At 48.0% G+C, this 24,101-nt stretch carries 25 protein-coding genes; 20 read left to right on the top strand and 5 right to left on the bottom strand.

The features are described 5' to 3' along the window. The first annotated feature begins 5 nt into the window (after positions 1–5). Genes mmgD through prpB form a run of 3 tightly spaced genes read left to right on the top strand, consistent with a single transcriptional unit; the run spans position 6 to position 3,480 of the window. A complete protein-coding gene (gene mmgD, locus MHH91_RS12645) occupies positions 6–1,103 on the top strand; it encodes a citrate synthase (RefSeq protein WP_013352810.1) in 1,098 nt (365 codons plus the stop codon). A 25-nt stretch (positions 1,104–1,128) separates the two neighbouring features. Further along, positions 1,129–2,556 carry a bifunctional 2-methylcitrate dehydratase/aconitate hydratase gene (locus MHH91_RS12640; RefSeq protein WP_014470643.1) on the top strand — a complete coding sequence of 476 codons (1,428 nt, stop codon included), beginning with the start codon at positions 1,129–1,131 and terminating at the stop codon, positions 2,554–2,556. A gap of 18 nt (positions 2,557–2,574) precedes the next feature. Beyond that, positions 2,575–3,480, top strand: coding sequence for a methylisocitrate lyase (prpB, locus tag MHH91_RS12635; RefSeq protein WP_013352808.1), 906 nt, complete (start codon positions 2,575–2,577; stop codon positions 3,478–3,480). 29 nt (positions 3,481–3,509) lie between these two features. Here prpB and MHH91_RS12630 read toward each other — a convergent pair whose 3' ends face one another. Beyond that, a complete protein-coding gene (locus tag MHH91_RS12630) occupies positions 3,510–3,752 on the bottom strand; it encodes a DUF2627 domain-containing protein (RefSeq protein WP_013352807.1) in 243 nt (80 codons plus the stop codon). Between the two features lie 153 nt (positions 3,753–3,905). On the opposite strand from MHH91_RS12630, the gene MHH91_RS12625 reads away from it, so the two are divergent. The 8 genes from MHH91_RS12625 (at position 3,906) to MHH91_RS12590 (ending at position 13,935) form a co-directional block, all read left to right on the top strand. After that, entirely contained in the window at positions 3,906–5,975 is a 2,070-nt protein-coding gene (locus MHH91_RS12625) for a sigma-54 interaction domain-containing protein (protein ID WP_013352806.1), read from the top strand. Positions 5,976–6,097: 122 nt separating this feature from the next. Beyond that, entirely contained in the window at positions 6,098–6,991 is an 894-nt protein-coding gene (gene yqiS / locus MHH91_RS12620) for a phosphate butyryltransferase (protein ID WP_013352805.1), read from the top strand. Between the two features lie 13 nt (positions 6,992–7,004). Then, positions 7,005–8,099 carry a branched-chain amino acid dehydrogenase gene (gene bcd, locus MHH91_RS12615; protein WP_013352804.1) on the top strand — a complete coding sequence of 365 codons (1,095 nt, stop codon included), beginning with the start codon at positions 7,005–7,007 and terminating at the stop codon, positions 8,097–8,099. Positions 8,100–8,116: 17 nt separating this feature from the next. Continuing rightward, entirely contained in the window at positions 8,117–9,232 is a 1,116-nt protein-coding gene (buk, locus tag MHH91_RS12610) for a butyrate kinase (protein ID WP_088030540.1), read from the top strand. Continuing rightward, positions 9,222–10,643 carry a dihydrolipoyl dehydrogenase gene (lpdA, locus tag MHH91_RS12605; RefSeq protein ID WP_013352802.1) on the top strand — a complete coding sequence of 474 codons (1,422 nt, stop codon included), beginning with the start codon at positions 9,222–9,224 and terminating at the stop codon, positions 10,641–10,643. The genes buk and lpdA overlap by 11 nt, the downstream gene beginning before the upstream one ends. A 22-nt stretch (positions 10,644–10,665) precedes the next feature. Continuing rightward, on the top strand, positions 10,666–11,658 hold the full coding sequence (locus MHH91_RS12600; protein WP_013352801.1) for a thiamine pyrophosphate-dependent dehydrogenase E1 component subunit alpha: 993 nt from the start codon (positions 10,666–10,668) through the stop codon (positions 11,656–11,658). Between the two features lie 12 nt (positions 11,659–11,670). Next, complete coding sequence (bfmBAB, locus tag MHH91_RS12595) at positions 11,671–12,654, top strand: 3-methyl-2-oxobutanoate dehydrogenase subunit beta (RefSeq protein ID WP_013352800.1); 984 nt, start codon at positions 11,671–11,673, stop codon at positions 12,652–12,654. A 21-nt stretch (positions 12,655–12,675) separates the two neighbouring features. Further along, a complete protein-coding gene (locus tag MHH91_RS12590) occupies positions 12,676–13,935 on the top strand; it encodes a dihydrolipoamide acetyltransferase family protein (RefSeq protein ID WP_013352799.1) in 1,260 nt (419 codons plus the stop codon). 44 nt (positions 13,936–13,979) lie between these two features. Here MHH91_RS12590 and MHH91_RS12585 read toward each other — a convergent pair whose 3' ends face one another. After that, the gene (locus MHH91_RS12585) at positions 13,980–14,876 is read right to left on the bottom strand and encodes a YegS/Rv2252/BmrU family lipid kinase (RefSeq protein ID WP_013352798.1); all 897 of its coding nucleotides are present in this window, start codon (positions 14,874–14,876) and stop codon (positions 13,980–13,982) included. A gap of 180 nt (positions 14,877–15,056) precedes the next feature. On the opposite strand from MHH91_RS12585, the gene brxB reads away from it, so the two are divergent. From brxB to MHH91_RS12555, 6 genes are all read left to right on the top strand, one after another. Continuing rightward, positions 15,057–15,494 carry a bacilliredoxin BrxB gene (gene brxB, locus MHH91_RS12580; RefSeq protein WP_003153223.1) on the top strand — a complete coding sequence of 146 codons (438 nt, stop codon included), beginning with the start codon at positions 15,057–15,059 and terminating at the stop codon, positions 15,492–15,494. 246 nt (positions 15,495–15,740) lie between these two features. Next, positions 15,741–16,508 (top strand): transporter substrate-binding domain-containing protein, encoded by a 768-nt coding sequence (locus tag MHH91_RS12575; RefSeq protein WP_013352797.1) that lies wholly within the window; start codon positions 15,741–15,743, stop codon positions 16,506–16,508. A 61-nt stretch (positions 16,509–16,569) separates the two neighbouring features. Then, a complete protein-coding gene (locus MHH91_RS12570; RefSeq protein ID WP_014470640.1) occupies positions 16,570–17,229 on the top strand; it encodes an amino acid ABC transporter permease in 660 nt (219 codons plus the stop codon). Continuing rightward, a complete protein-coding gene (locus MHH91_RS12565) occupies positions 17,222–17,944 on the top strand; it encodes an amino acid ABC transporter ATP-binding protein (protein ID WP_014470639.1) in 723 nt (240 codons plus the stop codon). The genes MHH91_RS12570 and MHH91_RS12565 overlap by 8 nt, the downstream gene beginning before the upstream one ends. Before the next feature lie 76 nt (positions 17,945–18,020). Continuing rightward, a complete protein-coding gene (locus MHH91_RS12560; protein WP_013352794.1) occupies positions 18,021–18,974 on the top strand; it encodes an aromatic acid exporter family protein in 954 nt (317 codons plus the stop codon). A gap of 68 nt (positions 18,975–19,042) precedes the next feature. Beyond that, the gene (locus tag MHH91_RS12555) at positions 19,043–19,573 is read left to right on the top strand and encodes a L,D-transpeptidase (protein ID WP_013352793.1); all 531 of its coding nucleotides are present in this window, start codon (positions 19,043–19,045) and stop codon (positions 19,571–19,573) included. Positions 19,574–19,586: 13 nt separating this feature from the next. Here the strand turns inward: MHH91_RS12555 and prli42 are convergent, their stop codons facing one another. Then, positions 19,587–19,682, bottom strand: coding sequence for a stressosome-associated protein Prli42 (prli42, locus tag MHH91_RS12550; RefSeq protein WP_153015200.1), 96 nt, complete (start codon positions 19,680–19,682; stop codon positions 19,587–19,589). Positions 19,683–19,775: 93 nt separating this feature from the next. Here prli42 and mce point away from each other — a divergent pair, with 93 nt between their 5' ends. Genes mce through MHH91_RS12535 form a run of 3 tightly spaced genes read left to right on the top strand, consistent with a single transcriptional unit; the run spans position 19,776 to position 22,846 of the window. Then, positions 19,776–20,204, top strand: a complete 429-nt coding sequence (mce, locus tag MHH91_RS12545) for a methylmalonyl-CoA epimerase (protein WP_013352792.1) — start codon at positions 19,776–19,778, stop codon at positions 20,202–20,204. Then, entirely contained in the window at positions 20,191–21,714 is a 1,524-nt protein-coding gene (locus MHH91_RS12540; protein ID WP_014472087.1) for an acyl-CoA carboxylase subunit beta, read from the top strand. The genes mce and MHH91_RS12540 overlap by 14 nt, the downstream gene beginning before the upstream one ends. Before the next feature lie 16 nt (positions 21,715–21,730). Beyond that, positions 21,731–22,846 (top strand): tripeptidase T, encoded by a 1,116-nt coding sequence (locus MHH91_RS12535; protein ID WP_014472086.1) that lies wholly within the window; start codon positions 21,731–21,733, stop codon positions 22,844–22,846. Between the two features lie 92 nt (positions 22,847–22,938). On the opposite strand, the gene MHH91_RS12530 is transcribed toward MHH91_RS12535, so the two are convergent. Further along, positions 22,939–23,775, bottom strand: coding sequence for a membrane protein insertase YidC (locus tag MHH91_RS12530; protein WP_013352789.1), 837 nt, complete (start codon positions 23,773–23,775; stop codon positions 22,939–22,941). A 33-nt stretch (positions 23,776–23,808) separates the two neighbouring features. Next, positions 23,809–24,090 carry a hypothetical protein gene (locus tag MHH91_RS12525; protein WP_013352788.1) on the bottom strand — a complete coding sequence of 94 codons (282 nt, stop codon included), beginning with the start codon at positions 24,088–24,090 and terminating at the stop codon, positions 23,809–23,811. Positions 24,091–24,101 lie beyond the last annotated feature (11 nt).

The raw sequence follows: 24,101 nt of genomic DNA, 5'->3' as shown, positions 1-24,101 counted from the left end.
AAATCATGGAATCTTATTCTCCCGGTTTAGATGGCGTTATTGCGGTGGAAACGGGAATTTCTTTTCTGGATACACAGCAGGGCAGTATTTTGATCAAAGGCCACGATCTGATTGAGCTTTCTAAAACGGCCGGCTATATGGACATTGTCCACCTCTTATTGGAAGACAGACTTCCTGATGCGAAAGAGAAGGCGGCGCTTGAAGAGGACGTCCGGCGCGGCGGATACCTTCCTGAGGAAATCTTGCACATCTGCCGTCTGCTGCCAGAACATACTCACCCGATGGACGGACTGAGGACGGGTTTGTCCGCGCTTGGAGGCTTTGACAAGGACATTGATGACCGCACCTCATCTGTGAATCAGCACCGTGTCCGCGGGCTGATAGGCAAAATGCCGAATCTTACCGTCAACAGCTATCGTGTCATAAACGGGCTGGAGCCTTTAGCGCCTGTCGGGACCTTATCGTACAGCGCAAACTTTTTATATATGATTACCGGAAAAACCCCGTCATCCTTGGAAGAAGAAATATTCGACCGGTCGCTTCTTTTATACAGTGAGCATGAATTGCCGAACTCAACGTTTACGGCCCGCGTCATTGCTTCGACACAATCGGATATATACGGCGCTCTGACCGGAGCCGTCGCCTCATTGAAGGGAAACCTTCACGGTGGAGCGAACGAAGCGGTTATGTACATGCTTGAAGAAGCGAAAGATACAGACGGGTTTATACAATTGTTAACTCAAAAACTCGCAAACAAAGAAAAAATCATGGGCTTCGGTCACCGCGTCTACATGAAAAAAATGGACCCGAGGGCGCTCATGATGAAAGAAGCATTGAAAAAGCTGTCTGATCTTTCGGGTGATTTCCGTCTTTATAACATGTGTGAAGCCGGTGAAACCGTCATGCGGGAGAAAAAAGGCCTTTACCCGAATTTAGATTACTACGCAGCGCCGGTCTATTACATGCTCGGCATTCCGATTCCGCTGTACACGCCTATATTCTTCAGCGCACGGACGGTCGGCCTATGCGCGCACGTCATTGAACAGCACAGCCGAAACCGGCTTTTCCGCCCGCGTGTCCGCTATACCGGAGCGCGTCTGTAAACAGATGAGAAAGGAAGATGAAAATATGACAGAAACCCGCCGAATGGACGCCGTGATCGAAGAGATTTCTGATTATGTGCTCCATCAAGAGATTGACAGTTCAGAAGCTTTCACTACGGCAGGACATGTGCTTCTTGATACGATAGGCTGCGGAATTCTGGCGCTCAGCTATCCCGAATGTACAAAGCTGCTCGGCCCGATTGTTCCGGGAACCTCCGTGCCGAACGGAAGCAGAGTCCCCGGCACGCCTTTTGTTTTAGACCCCGTCACGGCCGCTTTTAATATCGGATGTATCAACAGATGGCTCGATTATAATGATACGTGGCTTGCGGCGGAATGGGGTCATCCGTCTGACAATCTCGGAGGCATTTTGGCCTGTGCGGACTATATTTCCAGAGTAAGGGTGTCTGAAGGGAAAGAACCGTTTACCGTGCGCGATGTGCTTCGCGCAATGATCAAAGCGCACGAAATCCAAGGTATTCTCGCTTTGGAAAACAGTTTAAACAGAGTCGGACTGGACCATGTGCTGTTTGTGAAAGTGGCGACTGCGGCTGTTTGCACGCAAATGCTGGGCGGTTCAAAAGAGGAAATCAGCAACGCCGTATCACACGCCTGGATTGACAATTCAAGCCTCAGAACGTACCGGCATGCGCCGAACACCGGATCGCGCAAATCATGGGCGGCCGGTGATGCGACGAGCAGAGGCGTGTATTTGGCCCTCATGGCGCTGAAAGGTGAAATGGGATACCCGACGGCGCTGACCGCACCGGGATGGGGATTTCAAGATGTATTATTTAATCAGCAGGAAATGAAGCTTGCCCGCCCGCTTGGTTCCTATGTTATGGAGAATGTTTTGTTTAAAGTATCCTATCCGGCTGAATTCCACGCCCAAACAGCTGCGGAATGCGCGGTCCAACTCCATCCTGAGGTGAAAGACCGCATCGGGGAAATCGACAGAATCACGATTTTGACGCATGAGTCAGCCATCCGGATTATTGATAAAAAAGGCCCGCTTCACAATCCGGCTGACCGGGATCATTGCCTGCAGTACATTACGGCAATCGGGCTGCTTTTCGGAGATATTACGGCAGACCATTATGAAGAGGAAACGGCCTCTGACCCGAGAATTGATACATTGCGGAGCAAAATGGAGGTGACGGAACATAAAGCGTACTCAAAAGATTACTTAGACCCGCATAAGCGATCCATCTCAAATGCCGTGCAGGTGCATTTTACAGACGGCACAGCTACGGAACGGATTGAATGTGAATACCCGCTCGGGCACCGATTCCGCAGAAAAGAAGCCGTTCCGAATATTCTTGCCAAGTTTTCAGCAAACGTCAGCACTCATTTTTCACTGAAGCAGCAGCATAAAATAGAAGAAGCCTGCAAACATAGCGGACGGATGCAGCAGCTCAGCGTTATTGAATTTATGGACTTATTTCTCGTATAAAGTAGGAGGGTGACAAACATGACGTGGATCGTCAGCAGGCAGTCGTCTCAAGAGGAGCTTGCAGAGCGGTTCCGTACGCAGATGACAGCGCCGGAGCTATTGCAGATCCCCGGCGCTCACGATGCGATGGCTGCTCTTATCGCCAAGAAAACGGGGTTTTCGGCTCTTTATTTGTCAGGCGCGGCTTACACGGCGAGCAGAGGGCTTCCCGATTTAGGCATCATCACGTCGGCGGAAATGGCTGAACGTGTTAAAGACCTGGTCCGTGCATCTGACCTGCCTGTCCTTGTGGATATTGATACGGGTTTCGGAGGAGTGCTGAATGCCGCCCGGACGGCGAAAGAAATGTATGAAGCGCGCGCAGCCGCCGTCCAAATGGAGGACCAGCGCCTGCCGAAAAAATGCGGGCATCTGAATGGGAAGCAGCTCGTGCCGATCGAAGAAATGGCGCAGAAAATCCAAGCGGTCAAGCAGGCAGCGCCGACTCTTCTCGTTGTTGCGAGGACAGACGCCAGACAGCAGGAAGGGCTGGAGGGCGCATTAAAACGAGCGGCCGCTTATATAAAAGCGGGTGCTGACGCCATTTTCCCGGAAGCGCTCCAATCAGAAAGTGAATTCAGAGCGTTTTCCAAACAAATCAGTGTGCCGATTCTCGCAAATATGACTGAATTCGGAAAAACGCCGTATTACAGCGCTGAAGAATTCTCCGGCATGGGCTGTCAGATGGTCATTTACCCTGTCACGTCTCTCAGGACGGCGGCCAAGGCTTTTGAGCGTATTTTCCGCCTTATAAAAGAAGAAGGCTCGCAAAAAGAGGGGCTTTCGGATATGCAGACGAGAAAAGAATTATATGAAACGATCGCTTACCATGACTATGAGGAACTTGATCAATCCATTGCAAAAACGATACTGCCGGATGACTGAAAAAAGCCCTTTTTTGCAAGGGCTTTTTTTTACAGCTTTTTTTTCCTGAACCGCGGGCTGACTTGATTGCGTTTCCGATCTCGGTACAGAATAAATCCGGCCAGAATATAAAGACCGAACAAAAAAAACGCCAGTCCGGCCGCTCCCTGAAGAAAAAGGGACGGAAACGGGGCAAACGTATGCCCGAATAATGCATCTCTCATCAGCTTAATGCCGAGCGCCGCAACAGCGCCGGGGAGGACCAGGATCAAAAGCGCAACAAGCCGGCTCATATTCAGAAAACCCCTTTTCGATATGATTTCCTTTATTGTCCAATCGAAAAAATATTTTGTCAAGAGATGAAAACATGGTAACATAGGGGTTGTGCAAATTATTGCAACGGAAAATACAGGTGTGCAAATTTTTTCATACAAAGGGGTATCGGGATGCAGAAGGTGCTGATTATAGGTGCTGGTAAAGGAGGCACGGCGCTCTTACAGATTTTGATGAAAACAAAATTGATCCGGATTATTGCGGTGGTTGACCAAGATCCGGAGGCGCAAGGGCTGCAAGAAGCCCGGAGATATGGAATTGCAACCTCATCAGATTGGAAACCTTACATAACCGAAGATATAGATATTATCATCCATACAACAGGTGACAAAGCGGTCATGGATGAACTGCTCCATGAGAAAAAAGAACAAACCATCGTCATGCCGGGGAAATTGGCGTACATGGTGTTTCAGCTGATGGAGGAAAAGCAGCAGCTTATTCAAATGCTGAAGTCACAGACGTATAAGCATGACCGGATTTTTAATTCAACCCACGATGGCATGATTTTTATAGACGTCAACGAAACGATCATTTTATTTAATCAGATGGCTGAAAAAATGGTCGGCCAAAAACGGGAGCATGTCATCGGCCGCCAAATTAAAGATGTCGTGCCGAACACAAAACTGCCGCGGATTCTGGAGACGAGAGAGCCGGAATATAACCAGAAGCAGCTTCTCGGAAAGCACCTGCAGATTGTCACGACAAGACTGCCGATCATTGATGAAGGCGGAAAGCTTCTCGGTGCGTTATGCGTGTTTAAAGACATCACGGACGCAGTTGAGCTGGCAGAAGAGGTAACGAACTTAAAACAAATCCGCACCATGCTTGAAGCGATTATTCAATCGTCAGACGAAGCCATTTCCGTCGTTGATGAAAACGGCATCGGAATGTTAATCAACAAAGCGTATACAAAAATGACCGGGCTGTCAGAAAGCGAAGTCATCGGAAAACCCGCCTCCACCGATATCTCAGAAGGAGAAAGCATGCACCTGAAAGTATTGGGGACAAGGCGGCCTGTACGGGGCGTAAGAATGAAAGTCGGCCCCAATAAAAAGGATGTCATCGTGAATGTTGCGCCGGTTATTGTGGACGGCATTTTAAAAGGCAGCGTCGGAGTCATTCACGATGTGTCAGAAATTAAAACACTGACTGCTGAATTGAACCGGGCGCGGCAGATCATCCGCACGCTTGAAGCGAAATACACGTTTGACGACATTATCGGCACGAGTGAACAAATGCTGGTCGCCCTTGAACAGGCGAAGCTCGGGGCGAAAACGCCGGCGACGATTCTGCTGCGGGGAGAATCCGGCACCGGAAAAGAACTTTTCGCCCACGCCATCCATAACGAAAGCGACAGAAAATACAATAAGTTCATTCGGGTTAATTGTGCGGCCCTGTCTGAATCCCTGCTGGAATCCGAGCTTTTCGGCTATGAGGAAGGCGCGTTTACGGGCGCGAGGCGCGGGGGCAAAAAAGGGCTTTTTGAAGAAGCGAATAACGGCAGCATTTTCTTAGATGAAATCGGAGAGCTGACCCAAAGCACCCAGGCGAAGCTGCTCAGGGTTCTGCAGGAAAAAGAAATTACCAGAGTCGGCGGTGCTAAAGCGATTTCTGTCAATGTCAGAATTATCGCAGCGACAAACGTCAATATCGAAAAGGCCATGGCGGAAGGAACGTTCCGGGAAGACCTGTATTACCGGATTAACCGCTATCCGATCTCAATCCCGCCGCTTCGGCAGCGCAAAGAGGATATTGAAGCGCTGAGCATTCGGCTCATCGAAAAAATCAATCAGGATTACGGCCGCAACGTAAAGGGGCTCGCGCCGAACGCGCTGCGTGCTTTATCAGCCTACAGCTGGCCGGGAAACGTCCGAGAGCTCGAAAATGTTCTCGGCCGGGCGATGATATTTTTAGAGCCGCACATGGAGCGGATAGAACAGCAGCATCTGCCTGTTTTTGAAACAGAGCTGAGTGAAAAAAGCGGCGCCCGAAGTGATTTTCCGGATGTGGAAGGAGAAAAACTCTCTCAGGCCGTTGAAAAATTTGAAGCGCACGTCATTCAAAAAACGCTTGAAAAGCATAAATTCAACCGAACCAAAACGGCAAAAGCGCTTGGCGTCAGCATTCGGAATCTGTACTACAAAATGGACAAGTACGGCCTTGCAAATGACGGCATGCAATAAATTGCAGAGAAAGCGCAAACAGCTGCATGTTTTCTTGAAAAAAGGCCGGAATAACCCTCCCGAACATTTGGCACGGAACTTGCATTGATAAAAGCGGATTCGAACAAGGAAGGTGGTACAAAATGAAGCTGAGAGACTTAGTTGAAAAAGCCGCGGCAAAAAACGCAAAAACCATTGCAGTGGCCCACGCAGCAGATAAAGAAGTAATCCAGGCTGTCAAAATGGCGGCAGAGCACTTGTCGGCACGATTTTTACTGACGGGTGACAGCGAAAAGCTGAAAGAGCTTCTGGCAAATGAGCCGAAGTTCAATGCTGACATTATCCACGCCGATTCACCCGAAGAATCTGCGGCAAAAGCAGTGCGCGCAGTACGCGAACAAGAGGCGGATATTTTAATGAAAGGGAATCTGCCGAGCTCAACTCTTCTGAAGTCGGTTTTAAACCGCCAGGAAGGGCTGCGTTCTAAAAGTGTGTTATCACATGTAGCCGTTTTTGAGGTGCCGGACTATGACCGGCTGATGTATGTGACTGATTCAGCGCTGAACATCGCCCCGTCTCTTGAAGAGCTCCGGCATATTCTGCAAAATGCGGTTCATGTCGCGCATTCAGTAGGGAACCCTATGCCGAAAGCCGCAGTCCTTGCGGCTATTGAAACGGTTAATCCGAAAATGGAGGCGACGCTGAACGCGGCTGCGATCGTCCAAATGTGCAATAGAGGCCAGATTACAGGCTGTATCGCGGACGGACCGCTTGCTTTGGATAATGCCGTATCTCAAGCTGCAGCACTGCAAAAAGGGATTTCCGGAAGCGTAGCGGGCCAGGCGGATATTCTCTTGGTTCCTTCAATAGAGGCTGGAAATATGCTTTATAAGTCAATGATTTATTTTGCGAAAGCAAATGTTGCTGCCGTCATCGCGGGTGCGAAGGCGCCGATTGCATTAACGAGCAGAGCGGATACCGCAGAAAATAAACTGTATTCAATTGCGCTTGCGATTTGCGCATCACAAGAACAGTAGGAGGAACGTACCTATGGAAATTTTTAAATATATGGAAACTTATGATTACGAACAATTGGTATTCTGCCAAGATGAACAGTCAGGCTTAAAAGCGATCATCGCGATTCATGATACAACGCTCGGCCCTGCACTCGGCGGAACGAGAATGTGGACATATGACAGTGAAGAAGCGGCAATTGAAGATGCATTAAGACTTGCAAAAGGCATGACTTATAAAAATGCGGCTGCCGGTTTAAACTTAGGCGGCGGGAAAACCGTTATTATCGGGGACCCGCGCAAAGATAAGAATGAAGAAATGTTCCGCGCATTCGGCCGGTACATTCAAGGCTTAAACGGAAGATACATTACGGCGGAAGACGTCGGCACAACCGTTGAAGATATGGATATTATTCATGATGAAACAGACTATGTAACAGGGATTTCTCCGGCATTCGGTTCATCAGGAAACCCATCTCCGGTTACGGCATACGGTGTCTACAAAGGGATGAAAGCTGCTGCTAAAGCGGCGTTTGGCACTGATTCGCTGGAAGGAAAAACAATTGCCGTGCAAGGTGTGGGAAATGTGGCTTACAATCTTTGCCGCCATCTTCACGAAGAAGGTGCTTCTTTAATCGTGACGGATATCAATAAAGAATCTGTTAAACGTGCCGTTGAAGACTTCGGGGCCCGTGCCGTTGATCCGGACGACATTTACTCACAGGCGTGCGATATTTATGCTCCGTGTGCCCTCGGTGCCGTCATTAACGATGACACGATTAAACAGCTGAAGGCGAAAGTTATTGCGGGGGCGGCCAATAACCAGCTGAAAGAAACACGTCATGGTGATACCATTCATGAAATGGGAATCGTGTACGCGCCGGATTATGTCATCAATGCCGGCGGTGTCATCAATGTAGCTGATGAGCTTTACGGCTATAATGCTGAGCGGGCTTTGAAAAAGGTTGAAGGCATCTATGCAAATATTGAACGGGTGCTCGATATTTCTGCGCGTGACGGCATTCCGACTTACTTAGCGGCTGACCGTCTGGCTGAAGAGCGAATTGAGCGCATGCGCCGTTCAAGAAGCCAGTTTCTGCAAAACGGCCAAAGTGTATTAAGCAGACGATAGGAATTTGATCTGGAGGTATGAAAATGTTCGAACAGGAAAAACGCATTCTCATTCTGAATCCAGGCTCAACATCAACGAAAATCGGTGTCTTTCACAATGAACGCTGTATCTTTGAAAAGACGCTGCGGCACCCCGAAGAAGAGCTGAAAACATTTAACAGCATTATCGACCAATACGAATTTCGAAAAATAAGCATACTTGAGTCTCTGCACGAACAGGGCATCAACATTTCAAAGTTTGATGCCGTTTGTGCCAGAGGCGGCCTGCTCAGACCGATTGAGGGCGGCACATATGAAGTGAATGACGCCATGATCACTGATTTGAAAAACGGGTACAATGGCCAGCATGCTTCGAATCTGGGCGGGATTATTGCCAGGGAAATAGCTGACGGACTTAATATCCCGGCGTATATCGTCGATCCTGTCGTGGTGGATGAGATGACACCCCTTGCTAAAGTATCTGGAATGCCTGAAATCAAGCGGAAAAGCATTTTCCACGCTTTAAACCAAAAAGCCGTTGCCCGTACGGCGGCGGCGTCTCTCGGCAAGCGGTATGAACAGATGAAGATGATCGTCACTCATATGGGCGGCGGCATCACAGTCGGCGTTCATGACTGCGGACGGGTGACTGATGTCAACAATGGGCTTCACGGAGAAGGGCCATTCAGTCCGGAACGTGCGGGAACCGTTCCGGCGGGTGATCTGGTGGAGATGTGTTTTTCCGGCAAGTATTCAAAAGCCGATATGATGAAAAAACTTGTCGGCACGGGCGGACTCTCCGGCTACCTGGGAACAACGGACGCGGTGAAAGTGGAAAAACGCATTCAGGACGGAGATGAAAATGCGCGGCTCATTTATGACGCCATGGCTTATCAGATAGCGAAAGAAATCGGGGCGGCTAGCGCCGTTTTAAAAGGAAAAGTAGACATTATCGTCCTGACAGGCGGATTGGCGTACGGGAAAGATTTCGTTTCCGCCATCAGATCGTACATAGATTGGATTTCGGATGTACTGGTGTATCCGGGAGAAAATGAACTGCAATCACTTGCGCAAGGCGCGCTTCGGGTTTTAGCCGGTGAGGAGCAGGCGAAACAATATCAGATCGGCGAAGGAGTGAAAACAAATGGCGACTGAGTATGATGTGGTCATTCTGGGCGGCGGCACGGGCGGTTATGTTGCCGCCATCAGAGCGGCCCAGCTTGGCTTAAAAACGGCCGTTGTAGAAAAAGAACAACTCGGGGGAACATGCCTTCATAAAGGATGTATTCCGAGTAAAGCGCTGTTAAGAAGCGCAGAAGTGTATCGGACCGCAAAGGAAGCGGCAGCATTCGGCATTGAAACGGAAGGTGTCTCTCTCCGTTTTGACAGCGTGCAAAAACGAAAGCAGGGAATCGTTGACCGGCTGGCCGGAGGTGTCGCCCATCTGATGAAAAAGGGGAAGATTGATGTATTCAACGGGTACGGACGTATGCTCGGCCCTTCCATCTTCTCACCTCTTCCGGGTACCATTTCCGTCGAATACGCAAATGGTGAAGAAAATGACATGCTGATACCGAAACAATTAATTATCGCAACCGGTTCAAGGCCGAAAATGCTTCCAGGTTTAGAAGCAGACGGTACTTATATTCTGACGTCAGATGAAGCGCTGCAGCTTGAACGTCTGCCTCAATCCATGATAATCGTCGGCGGCGGTGTCATCGGTATTGAATGGGCATCCATGCTGAATGATTTCGGCGTCAATATCACTGTAATTGAATACGCGGACCGCATTTTGCCGACTGAAGACCGTGATATTTCAAGCGAAATGGAAAAACTGTTAACGAAAAAAGGAATTAAGATCGTAACGGGTGCGAAAGTGCTTCCGGATACATTGGAAAAAGCGGACGGCGTTTCAATTGAAGCTGAAAAGAATGGAGAAAGCGAAACGTATCACGCGGAACAAATGCTTGTTTCCATCGGCCGCCAGCCGAATATTGAAGGAATCGGGCTCGAAAATACGGACATTGCTTTGGAAAACGGTTCTATCCTCGTAAACGAATCCGGACAGACGAAGGAATCGCATATTTATGCGATCGGTGATGTCGTCGGCGGGCTGCAGCTTGCACATGTGGCCTCCCGTGAAGGTATCATTGCGGTTGAGCATATGGCGGGTCTTAATCCGGCTCCGCTTGATGCCGCCCTTGTGCCGAAATGCATTTATTCAAATCCGGAAGCGGCGAGTGTCGGTATGACAGAAGAAGAAGCCGCCGGAAAAGGCCATGAACTTAAGATCGGGAAGTTTCCGTTCATGGCGATCGGAAAGGCTCTTGTATACGGAGAAAGCGACGGCTTTGTCAAAATCGTCGCCGACCGGAATACAGATGATATTCTCGGTGTTCATATGATCGGTCCGCACGTCACCGATATGATTTCTGAAGCGGGGCTTGCCAAGGTGCTCGATGCGACGCCGTGGGAAATCGGTCAGTCCATACACCCGCATCCGTCGCTTTCAGAGGCGATTGGAGAAGCTGCGTTAGCCGCAGACGGAAACGCGATTCATTTTTAAAAGGAAAGAAGGAGGGGTTTGAATGACTACAAACCGCCATCAAGCATTAGGGCTTTCTGACGCGGAAGCCGTTGAAATGTACAGAACCATGCTGTTAGCCAGAAAAATCGACGAAAGAATGTGGCTGTTAAACCGCTCGGGCAAAATTCCGTTCGTTATTTCATGTCAAGGGCAGGAAGCGGCTCAAGTAGGCGCGGCTTATGCTTTAAACCGTGATACCGACTATGTGCTTCCGTACTACAGAGATATGGGGGTAGTGCTTGCATTCGGTATGACTGCAAAGGATTTGATGATGTCCGGTTTTGCGAAAGCGGCTGACCCGAATTCAGGCGGGAGGCAGATGCCGGGCCACTTCGGGCAAAAGAAAAACAGAATCGTAACGGGCTCATCCCCTGTGACGACGCAGGTGCCTCACGCGGTCGGAATCGCGCTTGCGGGACGCATGGATAAAAAGGATATCGTCTCTTTCGTTACCTTTGGAGAAGGATCTTCCAACCAGGGAGATTTTCACGAAGGGGCAAACTTTGCCGCCGTGCATAAACTGCCGGTCATTTTCATGTGTGAAAACAATAAGTATGCCATCTCTGTCCCGTATGACAGACAGGTGGCCTGCGAGAATATTTCCGACCGGGCGGTAGGCTACGGCATGCCGGGAGTCACTGTTGACGGAAACGACCTGCTGGAAGTTTATCAGGCTGTGAAAGAAGCGCGCGAACGGGCGTCTAAAGGCGAAGGCCCTACATTAATAGAAACGGTTTCCTACCGTTTGACGCCGCATTCCAGTGATGACGACGACAGCAGCTACAGAGAACGTAAAGAAGTAGAAGAAGCAAAGAAACAAGATCCGCTTCTCATATACAAAGCATACCTGCAAGAAGCCGGGCTTCTCGGCGAAGAAGAAGAAAAGGCCATGCTGGATGACATCATGGCCATCGTAAACGAAGCGACAGACGAAGCGGAGAAAGCGCCATACGCATCTCCTGAATCAACGCTTGATCACGTTTATGCGAAGTAGGGAGGAATACTTATGTCTGTAATGTCTTATATTGACAGTATTAATGCAGCAATGAAAGAAGAAATGGAAAGAGATCCGCGCGTTTTTGTTCTCGGGGAAGACGTCGGGAGAAAAGGCGGCGTGTTTAAAGCCACGGCAGGTCTTTATGAGCAGTTCGGAGAAGAGCGGGTTATGGATACGCCGCTTGCGGAATCAGCGATTGCCGGTGTCGGTATCGGCGCCGCGATGTACGGCATGCGTCCGATCGCGGAGATGCAATTTGCCGATTTCATTCTTCCTGCGGTCAATCAAATCATTTCAGAAGCGGCAAAAATCCGCTACCGTTCAAACAATGATTGGAGCTGTCCGATGGTCATCAGAGCGCCATACGGAGGCGGCGTGCATGGCGCATTGTATCACTCCCAATCTGTTGAGGCCATTTTTGCCAACCAGCCGGGACTTAAAATTGTCATGCCTTCAACTCCTTATGACGCAAAAGGGCTGTTAAAAGCTGCAGTTCGTGATGATGACCCCGTGCTGTTTTTCGAGCATAAGCGGGCATACCGCCTGATTAAAGGCGAAGTCCCTGCCGATGATTATGTCCTTCCGATCGGTAAGGCCGATGTAAAACGCGAAGGCAGCGACATTACTGTCATTACGTACGGATTATGCGTTCATTTCGCTCTGCAGGCTGCCGAGCGTCTTGAAAAAGACGGAATTTCCGCGCACGTATTAGACTTGCGTACGGTCTATCCGTTAGATAAAGAAGCCATCATTGAAGCCGCGTCTAAAACGGGAAAAGTTTTGCTGATCACAGAAGATACGAAAGAAGGCAGCATTATGAGCGAAGTCGCCGCCATTATTTCTGAGAACTGCTTATTTGATTTAGACGCGCCGATCAAGCGGCTTGCAGGTCCTGATGTTCCGGCGATGCCTTATGCGCCGACGATGGAAAAATACTTCATGATGAATCCTGACAAAGCAGAAGCCGCAATGAGAGAATTAGCGGAGTTTTAAAGACGTAAGGAGGTTTTTGACATGGCGATTGAACAAATGGCGATGCCGCAGCTCGGAGAGAGTGTAACAGAAGGGACGATCAGCAAATGGCTGGTATCCCCCGGTGATCATGTGAATAAATACGACCCCATCGCCGAGGTCATGACAGATAAAGTGAATGCGGAGGTGCCGTCTTCTTTTACGGGCACGATTACAGAACTTGTAGGAGAAGAAGGGCAGACTCTTGCGGTCGGCGAGATAATCTGCAAAATTGAAACAGAAAAAACGGAAACCCAAGAAGCGCCGAAGCGGGAAGAAGAGCAAAGCACACCTGCAAATAACCCTTCACACGGAGCGGGCAAAGACCGGTCAAATAAAGCGCGTTATTCGCCGGCCGTGCTCAGATTAGCGGGAGAACACGGCATTCAGCTTGAACAAGTTGAAGGAACGGGTGCAGGCGGAAGAATTACACGGAAAGACATTCAAAAGATCATTGATTCGGGCATGCAGCAGAAGACGGAAACGCCGAAAGCGGCTGCCGTTCAAGCCCCGCAAGAGCCGAAACAGCAGCAAAAACAAGCACCGGCGCCAGCTCTGTCAGCCGGTGATATTGAAATTCCGGTTACAGGCGTCAGAAAAGCCATCGCAGCCAATATGCATAAAAGCAAAACAGAAATTCCGCATGCCTGGACGATGATGGAAGTCGACGTCACAAACATGACGGCATACAGAAACAGCATAAAAGACTCGTTTAAACAGAAAGAAGGCTTCAATTTAACATTTTTTGCTTTCTTTGTGAAAGCGGCGGCGCAGGCTCTCAAAGAATTCCCGCAGATGAACAGCATGTGGGCGGGAGACAAAATCGTCCAAAAGAAAGACATTAATATCTCCATTGCCGTTGCCACAGAAGATTCGCTTTTTGTTCCGGTTATTAAGCATGCTGATGAAAAAACGATTAAAGGCATAGCCAGAGAAATAACAGACCTTGCGAAAAAAGTGAGAGACGGAAAACTTACCGCCGATGATATGCAGGGCGGCACATTTACCGTCAATAACACGGGATCTTTCGGCTCGGTTCAGTCTATGGGCATTATCAACCATCCGCAGGCGGCGATTCTTCAGGTAGAATCAATTGTCAAACGTCCGGTTGTCATGAATAACGGGATGATTGCCGTGCGTGACATGGTTAATCTTTGCCTGTCTTTGGATCACAGAGTGCTCGACGGGCTTGTGTGCGGCCGTTTCCTCGGACGCGTCAAAGAGATCTTAGAAAACATTGACGAAAATACTTCAGTCTATTAAAAAAAACTCCTTTTGCCCGGGTGGCAAAGGGAGTTTTTTCAGTTTCATTCTGAATCTTCGGGAACAAGCATAGTGAGATGATGTTTTTTCACTTCGATCGTGCAAGGTGTCTTTCCGTATACCTCGCCATCCGTATCGGCGTCCATCTCGCGTCCGGTTTCGATTTCAATTCTGGAGGCTTGAATATAGGACAGCTCCCCTTTGAAATCATCAAATGTACCCTGTTCCATTGTCATCAGCTCCCGCAATGCTCCAAGGCTTGTGTTGCGGCAGATTAACACATCGGCTAAGCCGTCCTGAAGGTTTGCATCAGGCAGGGGAACTCTGTTTGTCCCGATGTAATGCCCGTTCATGACAAGCACCATAACGGCTTCATCTTCTTTCACCTCGCCGTCGATCGTCAATTTGACGGGAAAAGGGTTCGCGCTTGTCATCGTCCGCAAGGCGCTCGTGAAGTAGCTGATTTTTCCGAGCCATGCTTTTTCTGTTTCATTGATATGGCTGGAGGCTTCAGTGATCAGCCCGATGCCCCAGAAGTTCAGAAAATAGCCGTCATCCGATTTACAGACGTCAATCATCCGTTTATGCCCAGCCGCGAGCGCTTCAGCGGCCTTTTGAAGGTTTTGCGGAATGCCGAGCGCCCGTGAGAAATCATTGCACGTTCCTCCCGGCAAAATGCCGACAGCGGGTCTGTGATCAAGCTTGCTGATGCTGTTGATGCATTGATGCACCGTACCGTCTCCCCCTAAAATATATAAATGGTCAACCGAGCTGTCGAGATTTTCACAAAACCGACGGGCATCATCCTGATGTTTGGTCGGTTTAATCAAAAGCTCATCAGCTGACTGGGCCAAAATGGGGACGACCGTGCCGAGCGTTTTATCAATCTGTTTCTGACCGGCGTTACCGTTATAAATTAATACTGCTTTCCGTTGGCTCATACGACTGCTCCTTTATTTCAGACAATCTCCTTAACAAGTTTCCCGTTTTTAAAAGGTCATAAACTTAAATAGAGGAACATAAAAGGGACAAAAAACATTCGGATATGAGCGGTGTCATTTGCCGATAGGGCAGGTTCCTTGCTATCATAAGAATAGATGATCAAAAAGGAGAGGTCCCAGTTGAATATGGATTTTAATTTATTTATGAATGATGTCGTGCGTCAAGCCCGCCAGGAAATCACGGCCGCCGGGTATACGGAGCTGAAAACCGCTGAGGAAGTGGACGAAGCGCTTTCGAAAAAAGGAACGACACTTGTCATGGTCAACTCTGTGTGCGGATGCGCAGGCGGAATTGCAAGACCTGCGGCGTACCATTCCGTGCATTACGATAAACGCCCCGATCAGCTTGTGACAGTATTTGCCGGACAGGACAAAGAAGCGACAGCCAAAGCGAGAGAATACTTTGAAGGCTATCCGCCGTCCTCTCCGTCATTTGCGATTTTAAAAGACGGGAAAATCATGAAAATGGTGGAACGCCATGAAATTGAAGGACATGAGCCTATGGCCGTCGTCACAAAACTGCAGGAAGCATTTGAAGAATATTGTGAAGAAGTATAAGTGAAAGGAAAACCCCGGAGCCGAGCGCTTGCGGGGTTTTTTTATATTGGGTTTGTATAAATATAAATTATTTATGCACCGGCGTTCAGTTGTCACTCATTCGGGAATCAACGACTATAATAAACGCAGATAAGGAAATATATTTTTCGAAAATAGTATTGCATAACTATTAAAAAGTGTTTAAAATACAGATTAACGAATAAATATTCAATTTTAAGAGATAAGCAGATATGGAGGAAAATAATCATGAAGAAATGGCTGTTGGTATTGGTTGCCGCATGTATCACCTTTGCGCTGTCCGCCTGCGGATCAGGCAATTCAGGCTCAGAGGGCGGAAAGAACAAATTGATTATGGGTACATCGGCTGATTATAAACCATTTGAATATAAAGACGGCGATCAGATCGTCGGGTTTGACGTTGATTTGGCAAAAGCTCTGGGCAAAAAGACCGGCTATGACGTTGAGGTGCAGGATATGGACTTCAACAGCCTGATCACAGCCCTGAAGTCTAAGCAGGTTGATATGATTTTATCAGGAATGACACCTACGCCGGAACGGAAAAAGCAAGTGGATTTCTCCGGTATTTATTATACTGCTAACAATATGATCGTTACGAAAAAGGGAAGCAGCATTAAATCCCTGGATGATCTGAAAGGCAAAACCGTCGGTGTTCAGCTCGGCTCCATTCAAGAAGAAAAAGGCAAGAAACTTGCTTCGAAATACGGTTTCCAGCTTGAAGACCGCAACCGCATTTCAGACTTAACGGAAGAGATTAAATCCGGGCGTTTTGATGCCGCGATTATCGAAGACATCGTAGCACAAGGCTATTTCAGTTCAAATAATGATCTGCAGGGCTTTGCATCAGCAGATGCGAAATCAGACGAATCGGGTTCCGCGATTGCGTTCCGCAAAGACAGTGATCTGACAGCGAAGTTTAACAAAGCGCTGAAAGAAATGGAGAAAAACGGAGAAATCGAAAAACTGAAGAAGAAATGGTTCACCAACGAGAAATAAAAGAAAGCTCAACTTTTCGTTGAGCTTTTTATCTTGAATACAGGTAAAGGAGATCAAACGTATGAATTTGGATTTCTCAGCGACAATACCCCAAATTCCTTTTATATTGGAAGGCCTTGCCGTCACATTGAAAATTGTGCTCGTTTCAGCGGTCATCGGCCTTGTATTAGGCATCGTGCTCAGTTTGTTTAAAATCAGCACGATCAGTCCGCTGAAATGGATTGCGGATTTTTATACTTCGATATTCCGCGGCACGCCGCTCGTGCTGCAGCTGATGATTATTTATTTCGGGATGCCGCAGCTTCTCGGCTTTCAGATCGACCAATTTTGGGCGGCGGTCACCGCATTATCACTTAATTCAGCAGCTTACGTCTCTGAAATTATCAGAGCGGGAATCAACGCGATTGACAAAGGACAAAAAGAAGCGGCCGTCGCTCTCGGTGTGCCGTACGGAAAAATGATGAAAGATCTGCTTCTGCCGCAGGCATTTAAAAACATTTCTCCGGCCATTATTAACGAATTAATCACCTTGACGAAAGAATCGGCGATCGTCACCGTAATCGGTCTCGGCGATATTATGAGACGGGCCTACCAGTCCGGTGCCGCAACATACAACTATTTAGAACCTCTCATTGTGGCCGGTTTCATCTATTACGTGCTCGTTTTGATCTTAGCATTCATCGGAAAAGGCGTAGAAAGGAAGCTGAAAGCCAATGATTAAGGTCGACAACCTGTCAAAATCATTCGGAAAACATGAAGTACTGAAAAACATTTCAACACAGATCGCAGAAGGGGAAGTCGTCGCTGTCATCGGACCTTCCGGCTCCGGCAAATCAACGTTTCTGCGCTGCTTAAATCTGCTGGAAACCCCGAGCGGCGGAACGATTGCCATTAAAGAAAAAGAAATCACCGCTGCTAAAACGAATAAACTGAAAGTGCGGGAAAATATCGGGATGGTATTTCAGCATTTTCATCTGTTTCCGCATAAAACGGTGCTTGAAAATATCATATATGCGCCGGTCAGCGTGAAGAAAGAGTCCAAAAAGGCGGCGGAGGAAAAGGCGTGCGCTCTCCTTGAAAAAGTCGGACTGCTTGAAAAACGGAACGACTATCCGAACCGTTTGTCAGGCGGGCAGAAGCAGCGTGTCGCCATCGCGCGTGCCCTTGCCATGAATCCTGACATCATGCTGTTTGACGAGCCGACCTCAGCTCTTGACCCGGAAATGGTCAAAGAAGTTCTTGAGGTTATGAAGGAGCTCGCTCAAACGGGCATGACGATGGTCATCGTCACGCACGAAATGGGATTTGCCAAAGAAGTCGCAGACCGCGTATTATTTATGGATGAAGGCACGATAGTGGAAGACGGGCAGCCGGAAGAATTTTTTCTTTCTCCGAAGTCAAAAAGAGCACAGGACTTTTTAGAAAAAATATTATAAAATATAACTGTAAGAAAAGAAGAAGCGTGCTCTTCTTCTTTTTTTTGAGAAAGAAACAAACAGAATGGAGCAAGCAATGTTTAAAATCGGTTACCGCACACTAAAGACCGCACTTGGAACGGCGCTGGCCATTTATTTAGCTCAGCTGTTGCATCTGCAAAACTTCGCATCCGCAGGAATCATCACCATATTGTGCATCCAAATTACGCAAAAGCGGTCGCTTCAGGCCTCGTGGGCCCGATTTGCCGCCTGTTTATTGGCAATCGTCTTTTCATATGTCTTTTTCGGACTGATCGGCTATTATCCGTTTGTGATCGGAATATTGCTTGTGCTGTTTATTCCAACTACAGTCGTCTTGAAAATAAACGAAGGGATCGTCACAAGCTCAGTTATCATTCTTCATCTATATATGTCCGGCGGCATTACGATGGCGTTTATCTGGAATGAGTTCCAGCTGATCACCGTAGGTATCGGTGTCGCGCTGTTAATGAATCTGTATATGCCGAGCCTCGATAGGAAACTTGCGGCGTACCGGAAAAAAATTGAGGACAATTTTGCCGTCATCTTCGCTGAAATCGAACGGTATTTGTTAACTGGTGAGCAAGATTGGACGGGAAAGGAAATACCGGAGACGCATCAGATGATTCAAGAGGCGAAAAACCTTGCCTACCGGGACGTGCAGAATCATATTTTGCGCCATGAAAATCTCTATTATCACTATTTTAAGATGAGACAGAAACAATTTGAAATCATCGAACGGCTGCTGCCGAAGATTACTTCTATTTCAATAACGGTGGAGCAGGGAAAAATGATTGCCCATTTCATCCATGATTTAAGGGAAGCCATTCACCCCGGCAATACCGCTCATAAATTTTTAAAAAGACTTGCAGATATGAGAACAGAATTTGAAGAGATGCCGCTCCCGGCAACACGCGAGGAGTTTGAAGCGCGGGCGGCTTTGTTTCACCTGCTCGGTGAGATGGAGCAATATCTCGTGATTAAAAGTTATTTCAAAGGCATCAAGCTGTAAAAAACACATGGATCATCGCATGAGTCCTCCTTTCATTGGTCATTCTAATGAAAAAAGGAGGGGAGCCCATGCGATTTTTTTTATTGTCAGCCGCCCTGCTGCTGTCCCCGCTTTGGCCGCTTGGCGCGAATCCTTTGCCGGGTGACCCTTATATAATCGTCAATAAAGCCACAAATGCGCTAGCCGTTGTGAAGGATAATCGAATAGAAGGCATTTATCAGGTGGCGACGGGAAAGACAGATGATCTGACGCCTGAAGGAGAATTTACGGTAACGGTTAAAGCCGTAAATCCATATTATCGGAAGAAAAATGTAGAGGGAGGTGCGCCGGAAAATCCGCTCGGCGTCCGCTGGATCGGTTTTGACGCGAGAGGAACCGACGGCAGGATATACGGCATTCACGGGACAAACAGAGAAGAGCTGATCGGAGGGTTTGTATCAAACGGCTGCATCCGTATGAAAAACCGGGATGTCATCCATATTTTTCGGATCATCCCTGAGGGAACAAAAGTGTTGATTACAAAAGAAAACCGCTCATTTGAGAACATTGCAAAAGAGCGGAAAGCCCTCATAAAAAAGCAGGAGATCCCTGTGCAATGAGGCGCCTGCTTTTTTATCGCAAATACATCATAATGCTTGAAAAGACGGTTGACAGTATAAATACGCCTAGAATGACGATGACGGCGCTTTTCATGAATTTTTGAGACATCGTTTCACTCCTTAAGATTACTGTTTATCATTTTAACGTGTTTTGCTTGTATGAACAAGCCATATCCTATGGCGGAAAGCAGGTGGCCGCGCTATGAAAAAACTTGATCATGTCGGTATTGCCGTCAGCTCTATTGATGCAGCAAGGGGATTTTACGAACGGATGCTGGGGCTTACTTATATGGGAGAAGAGCTGGTAAACGGACAAAATGTGAAAGCTGCTTTTTTAGAAGCGGGAGGCACAAAGCTTGAACTGATTGAGCCGCTGTCGGACGCGTCTCCCGTCAGCTCTTTTTTACAGAAAAGAGGTGAAGGGCTTCATCATCTGGCGTTCCGGTGCGACGACATTAAGGAAACGATCAAGGAGCTTGAATCATGCCGCATGACATTGATCCATCATGAACCGCAGAACGGAGCGGGCGGGAAGAAAATCGCATTTCTCTCTCCAAAAGAGGCGAACGGGGTCCTGATTGAGCTTTGTGAAACAATTGAAAAAGGAGAAACTCAAGATGAGCATGAGTGAGCATATCAGACACTTAAACGAAAAACGTTCCTTTTTAACAAACGGCGGCGGAGCGGAAAGAAATGAAAAACAGCATAAAAAAGGCAAGCTGACGGCAAGAGAAAGAATTGCCTATTTATTGGACAAAGACAGTTTTTCAGAGCTTCAGCCGTTTGCAAAAAGCCGCATGCCCGGGTGTCAAAATGCGCCGGGAGACGGCGTCATTACCGGATACGGCACAATTGACGGACGGCCCGTGTATTTGTTTGCTCATGACTTTACCGTACTCGGCGGGACGCTCGGCGAGACACATGCGGAGAAAATCGCAGCGGTGATGGATCTGGCCGCGAAAAATAAAACCCCGATCATCGGGCTGAACGACTCAGGTGGTGCGAGAATTCAAGAGGGTGTGGTATCATTAAATGGATACGGTCATATCTTTAGGCGCAACGTCCTTTACTCGGGAGTGATTCCGCAAATTTCCGTCATCCTTGGGCCGTGTGCCGGCGGTGCTGTTTATTCACCCGCTCTGACGGATTTTGTAATTATGGCGGAAAATACGTCGCACATGTTTATTACAGGCCCGAAAGTCATTGAACAGGTTACGGGTGAACAGATTGACGCGGAAAGTTTAGGCGGTGCGGGAATACATAATGTGATCAGCGGAAATGCCCACTATTCCGCACGAACGGAAAAAGAGGCTCTTTCCGCAGTGAAAACGCTGCTTTCTTATCTTCCGCACGGCAGACAGACGGCATCACCCGTTAAAAAGGAAGACGCCAGGCCGTTATTAAATACCCTCGTTCCCGCGGACAGTTCGAAACCTTACGATATGTTACAGGTGATAAAAGAACTGGCGGATGACGGAACGTTTTTTGACATTCAGCCGTATTTTGCCAAAAACATTGCTGTCGGTTTTCTGAAGATCGGACGGCGCACAGTCGGTGTTATCGCAAACCAGCCGAAACATTTGGCGGGGAGCCTTACGATAGATGCCGCTGACAAAGCGTCGAGATTCATCCGTTTTTGCGACGCGTTTCATATTCCGCTGTTAACGATCGCTGATGTACCGGGATTTCTGCCGGGCCTTCAGCAGGAGCACGCGGGAATCATCCGTCACGGAGCAAAATTGCTGTATGCTTTTGCCGAAGCGGCCGTGCCGAAAGTGACGCTCATCATCAGAAAAGCTTACGGAGGCGCTTATGTCGCCATGAATTCGAAAGGCCTCGGGGCAGATCTTGTATTCGCCTGGCCGAATGCGGAAATTGCCGTGATGGGAGCTGAAGGCGCGTCGTCGATTTTATACCGCAGAGACATACAGGCTTCTGATGATCCGGAAAAAACGAAGCGCGAAAAAAAAGCCATATACGAAAAGGAAAATGCCGGTCCGTATAAAGCGGCGGCCTGCGGAATGGTGGATGATATCATCCGGCCGGAAGACTCGAGGAAAAAATTGATTCAGGCATTTGACATGCTTGCGCATAAGGAAGAGGAAAGACCGAAAAAAAAGCACGGTAATATACCGCTTTAAACGGAGGGAACTGTAAATGGTAAACGAAAAACGCCTGCTGGAAGAATTTCTGGAACTCGTCCAAATTGATTCAGAAACAAAGCATGAAGCGGAAATCAGCAAAGTGCTCAAACAAAAATTCACTGATTTAGGATTGAGCGTAAAAGAAGACGATACAAAAGAAGTGACGGGTCACGGAGCCGGCAATTTAATCTGTACTTTAAAGGGCACAAAAGATGCGGATACGATTTATTTCACATCGCACATGGACACGGTTGTCCCGGGCAAAGGCGTTAAGCCGGTTGTGGAAGACGGTTATGTAAAAACCGACGGCACGACGATTCTCGGCGCTGATGATAAGACGGGCCTTGCCGCAATGTTTGAAGCCATCAGAGTACTCAAAGAACAAAACATCGAGCACGGAACAATTGAATTCATCATCACAGCCGGAGAAGAATCAGGATTAGTCGGGGCAAAAGCAATGGATCGTTCAGATATTACCGCGAAATACGGTTTTGCGCTTGATTCAGACGGGAAAGTCGGCAACATCATTGTAGCCGCGCCGACACAAGCGAAAGTGAGGGCAACCATTTTCGGGAAAACGGCTCATGCAGGAGTAGAACCGGAAAAAGGCATCTCCGCTATTACAATCGCGTCAAAAGCGATCTCAAAAATGCCGCTCGGCCGTATTGATGAAGAAACAACGGCTAATATCGGGCGTTTTGAAGGCGGCACACAAACCAATATCGTCTGCGACCAAGTCGATATTCTGGCTGAAGCGCGTTCATTAGTCCCTGAAAAAATGGAAGCGCAAGTGCAGAAAATGAAAGAAGCTTTCGAATCTGCTGCAGCTGAGATGGGTGGACGCGCAGAAGTTGACATCGCGGTCATGTATCCGGGTTTCAAATATCAGGACGGCGATCAGGTTGTGGAAGTCGCGAAAAAAGCGGCGGCAAAAATCGGCCGGCCGAGCGAGCTTCAGACAAGCGGCGGCGGAAGTGACGCGAACGTCATTGCCGGCCACGGCATTCCGACAGTCAACCTGTCAGTAGGCTATGAACAAATCCACACGAAAAATGAAAAAATGCCGATTGAAGAGCTCGTGAAAACGGCGGAAATGGTCGTTGCCATTATCGAAACAGCGGCAAACTGAAAACGAAGCACCCAATGAATTGGGTGCTTTTTTTTTTCGCGTCTGCAAACGCATGAAAAAAACCTGCCGGAACTTATCCGGCAGGTTCAGTATTATGACTTTACGGGCTCCGCTTGAGCCGCAGCTTGTTTCTTTTTATGATGCGTCTGCTGTAAAAGTACGTTTTGCACTGTCAAAAACAGTCCGCTTGTAAACCAGTAAAGCGGAAGCGCAGCCGGAACGTTAAGTGAAAAAACAGTCATCATGACAGGGAAAATAAAGACCATGATTTTTGCTGACTGCATCGCGGCCGGGTTTTGAGCGGCCGGTGAATATTTCTCGTTTAGTTTTTGGGAAACATAAGCCTGTAAGAAATACATGGCCCCCGCGCACAGGGATACAAGCATATCAGAGTGCCCTAGGCTGAACCACAGGAATGAGTGTGAAGCGATTTCCGGCGTTGAGCGGATGGCGTAATAAAAACCGATCAGAATCGGGAATTGTACCAGCATCGGAAGACATCCCATTGCCATCGGATTCAGATTATGCTCACGGTAAAGCTTCATCATTTCCATTTGCAGTTCTTTTTGTTTTTCCGCATCTTTCGTTTTTTTCATTTTAGCCTGAATGCTGTCGACCTGCGGTTTGATCACAGCCATTTTTTCCTGGAACACCCGCTGTTTCTTAAATTGGTTCACAAACAAAGGCAATACAACGATCCGGACGATAATCGTCACCAGAATAATCGACAGTCCGTACTCACCGTGGAACAGGCCCGCCACACCTTTTAATAGGGCCGAAAACGGTTCGATCAGGTAATCGTGGAAAAACCCGATATTTCCGAGTCCTCCCGTCTGAGTCTGAGATGTCGCCGCAAACGCCGAGCGGCCTGTGAACAGCACGATAAAAAACAATCCGAAAGCAATCCATTTTTGATATGTTTTAGACAATTCATGTCTCCTCCTTTTTATTATCACTTGCCGTTATAAAAGGAGGAAGCTGACATCTTCATCATCATTCGCCGGTGAATTCATGCGGATGACTTTACGTATCCAAGTTGTAATGCGATGATATATAATAATAAGAAAGTCTGTTCGGTTCAGCTGAACGACTGCTTGATGTTCATCTATACGTTTCGTTCTCCAATGCTCGCCTGCGCGGCACTCACGCAAAAGAAATGCGATGCCGATCGCGGTCAGAGCGGGAAGAATAATTGTGAAAAAATCGACTAAAAATAAAAAGTCATTCATTGACTCAAGAATCATTTCATCACATC

Origin of the sequence: Bacillus sp. FSL K6-2819 (assembly GCF_038008305.1) — a bacterium.
In the GTDB taxonomy this organism is placed as follows: Bacteria; Bacillota; Bacilli; order Bacillales; family Bacillaceae; genus Bacillus; species Bacillus amyloliquefaciens.
Note: the sequence above shows the minus strand (reverse complement) of the source record. Positions and strands in the feature narration are given on the sequence as shown.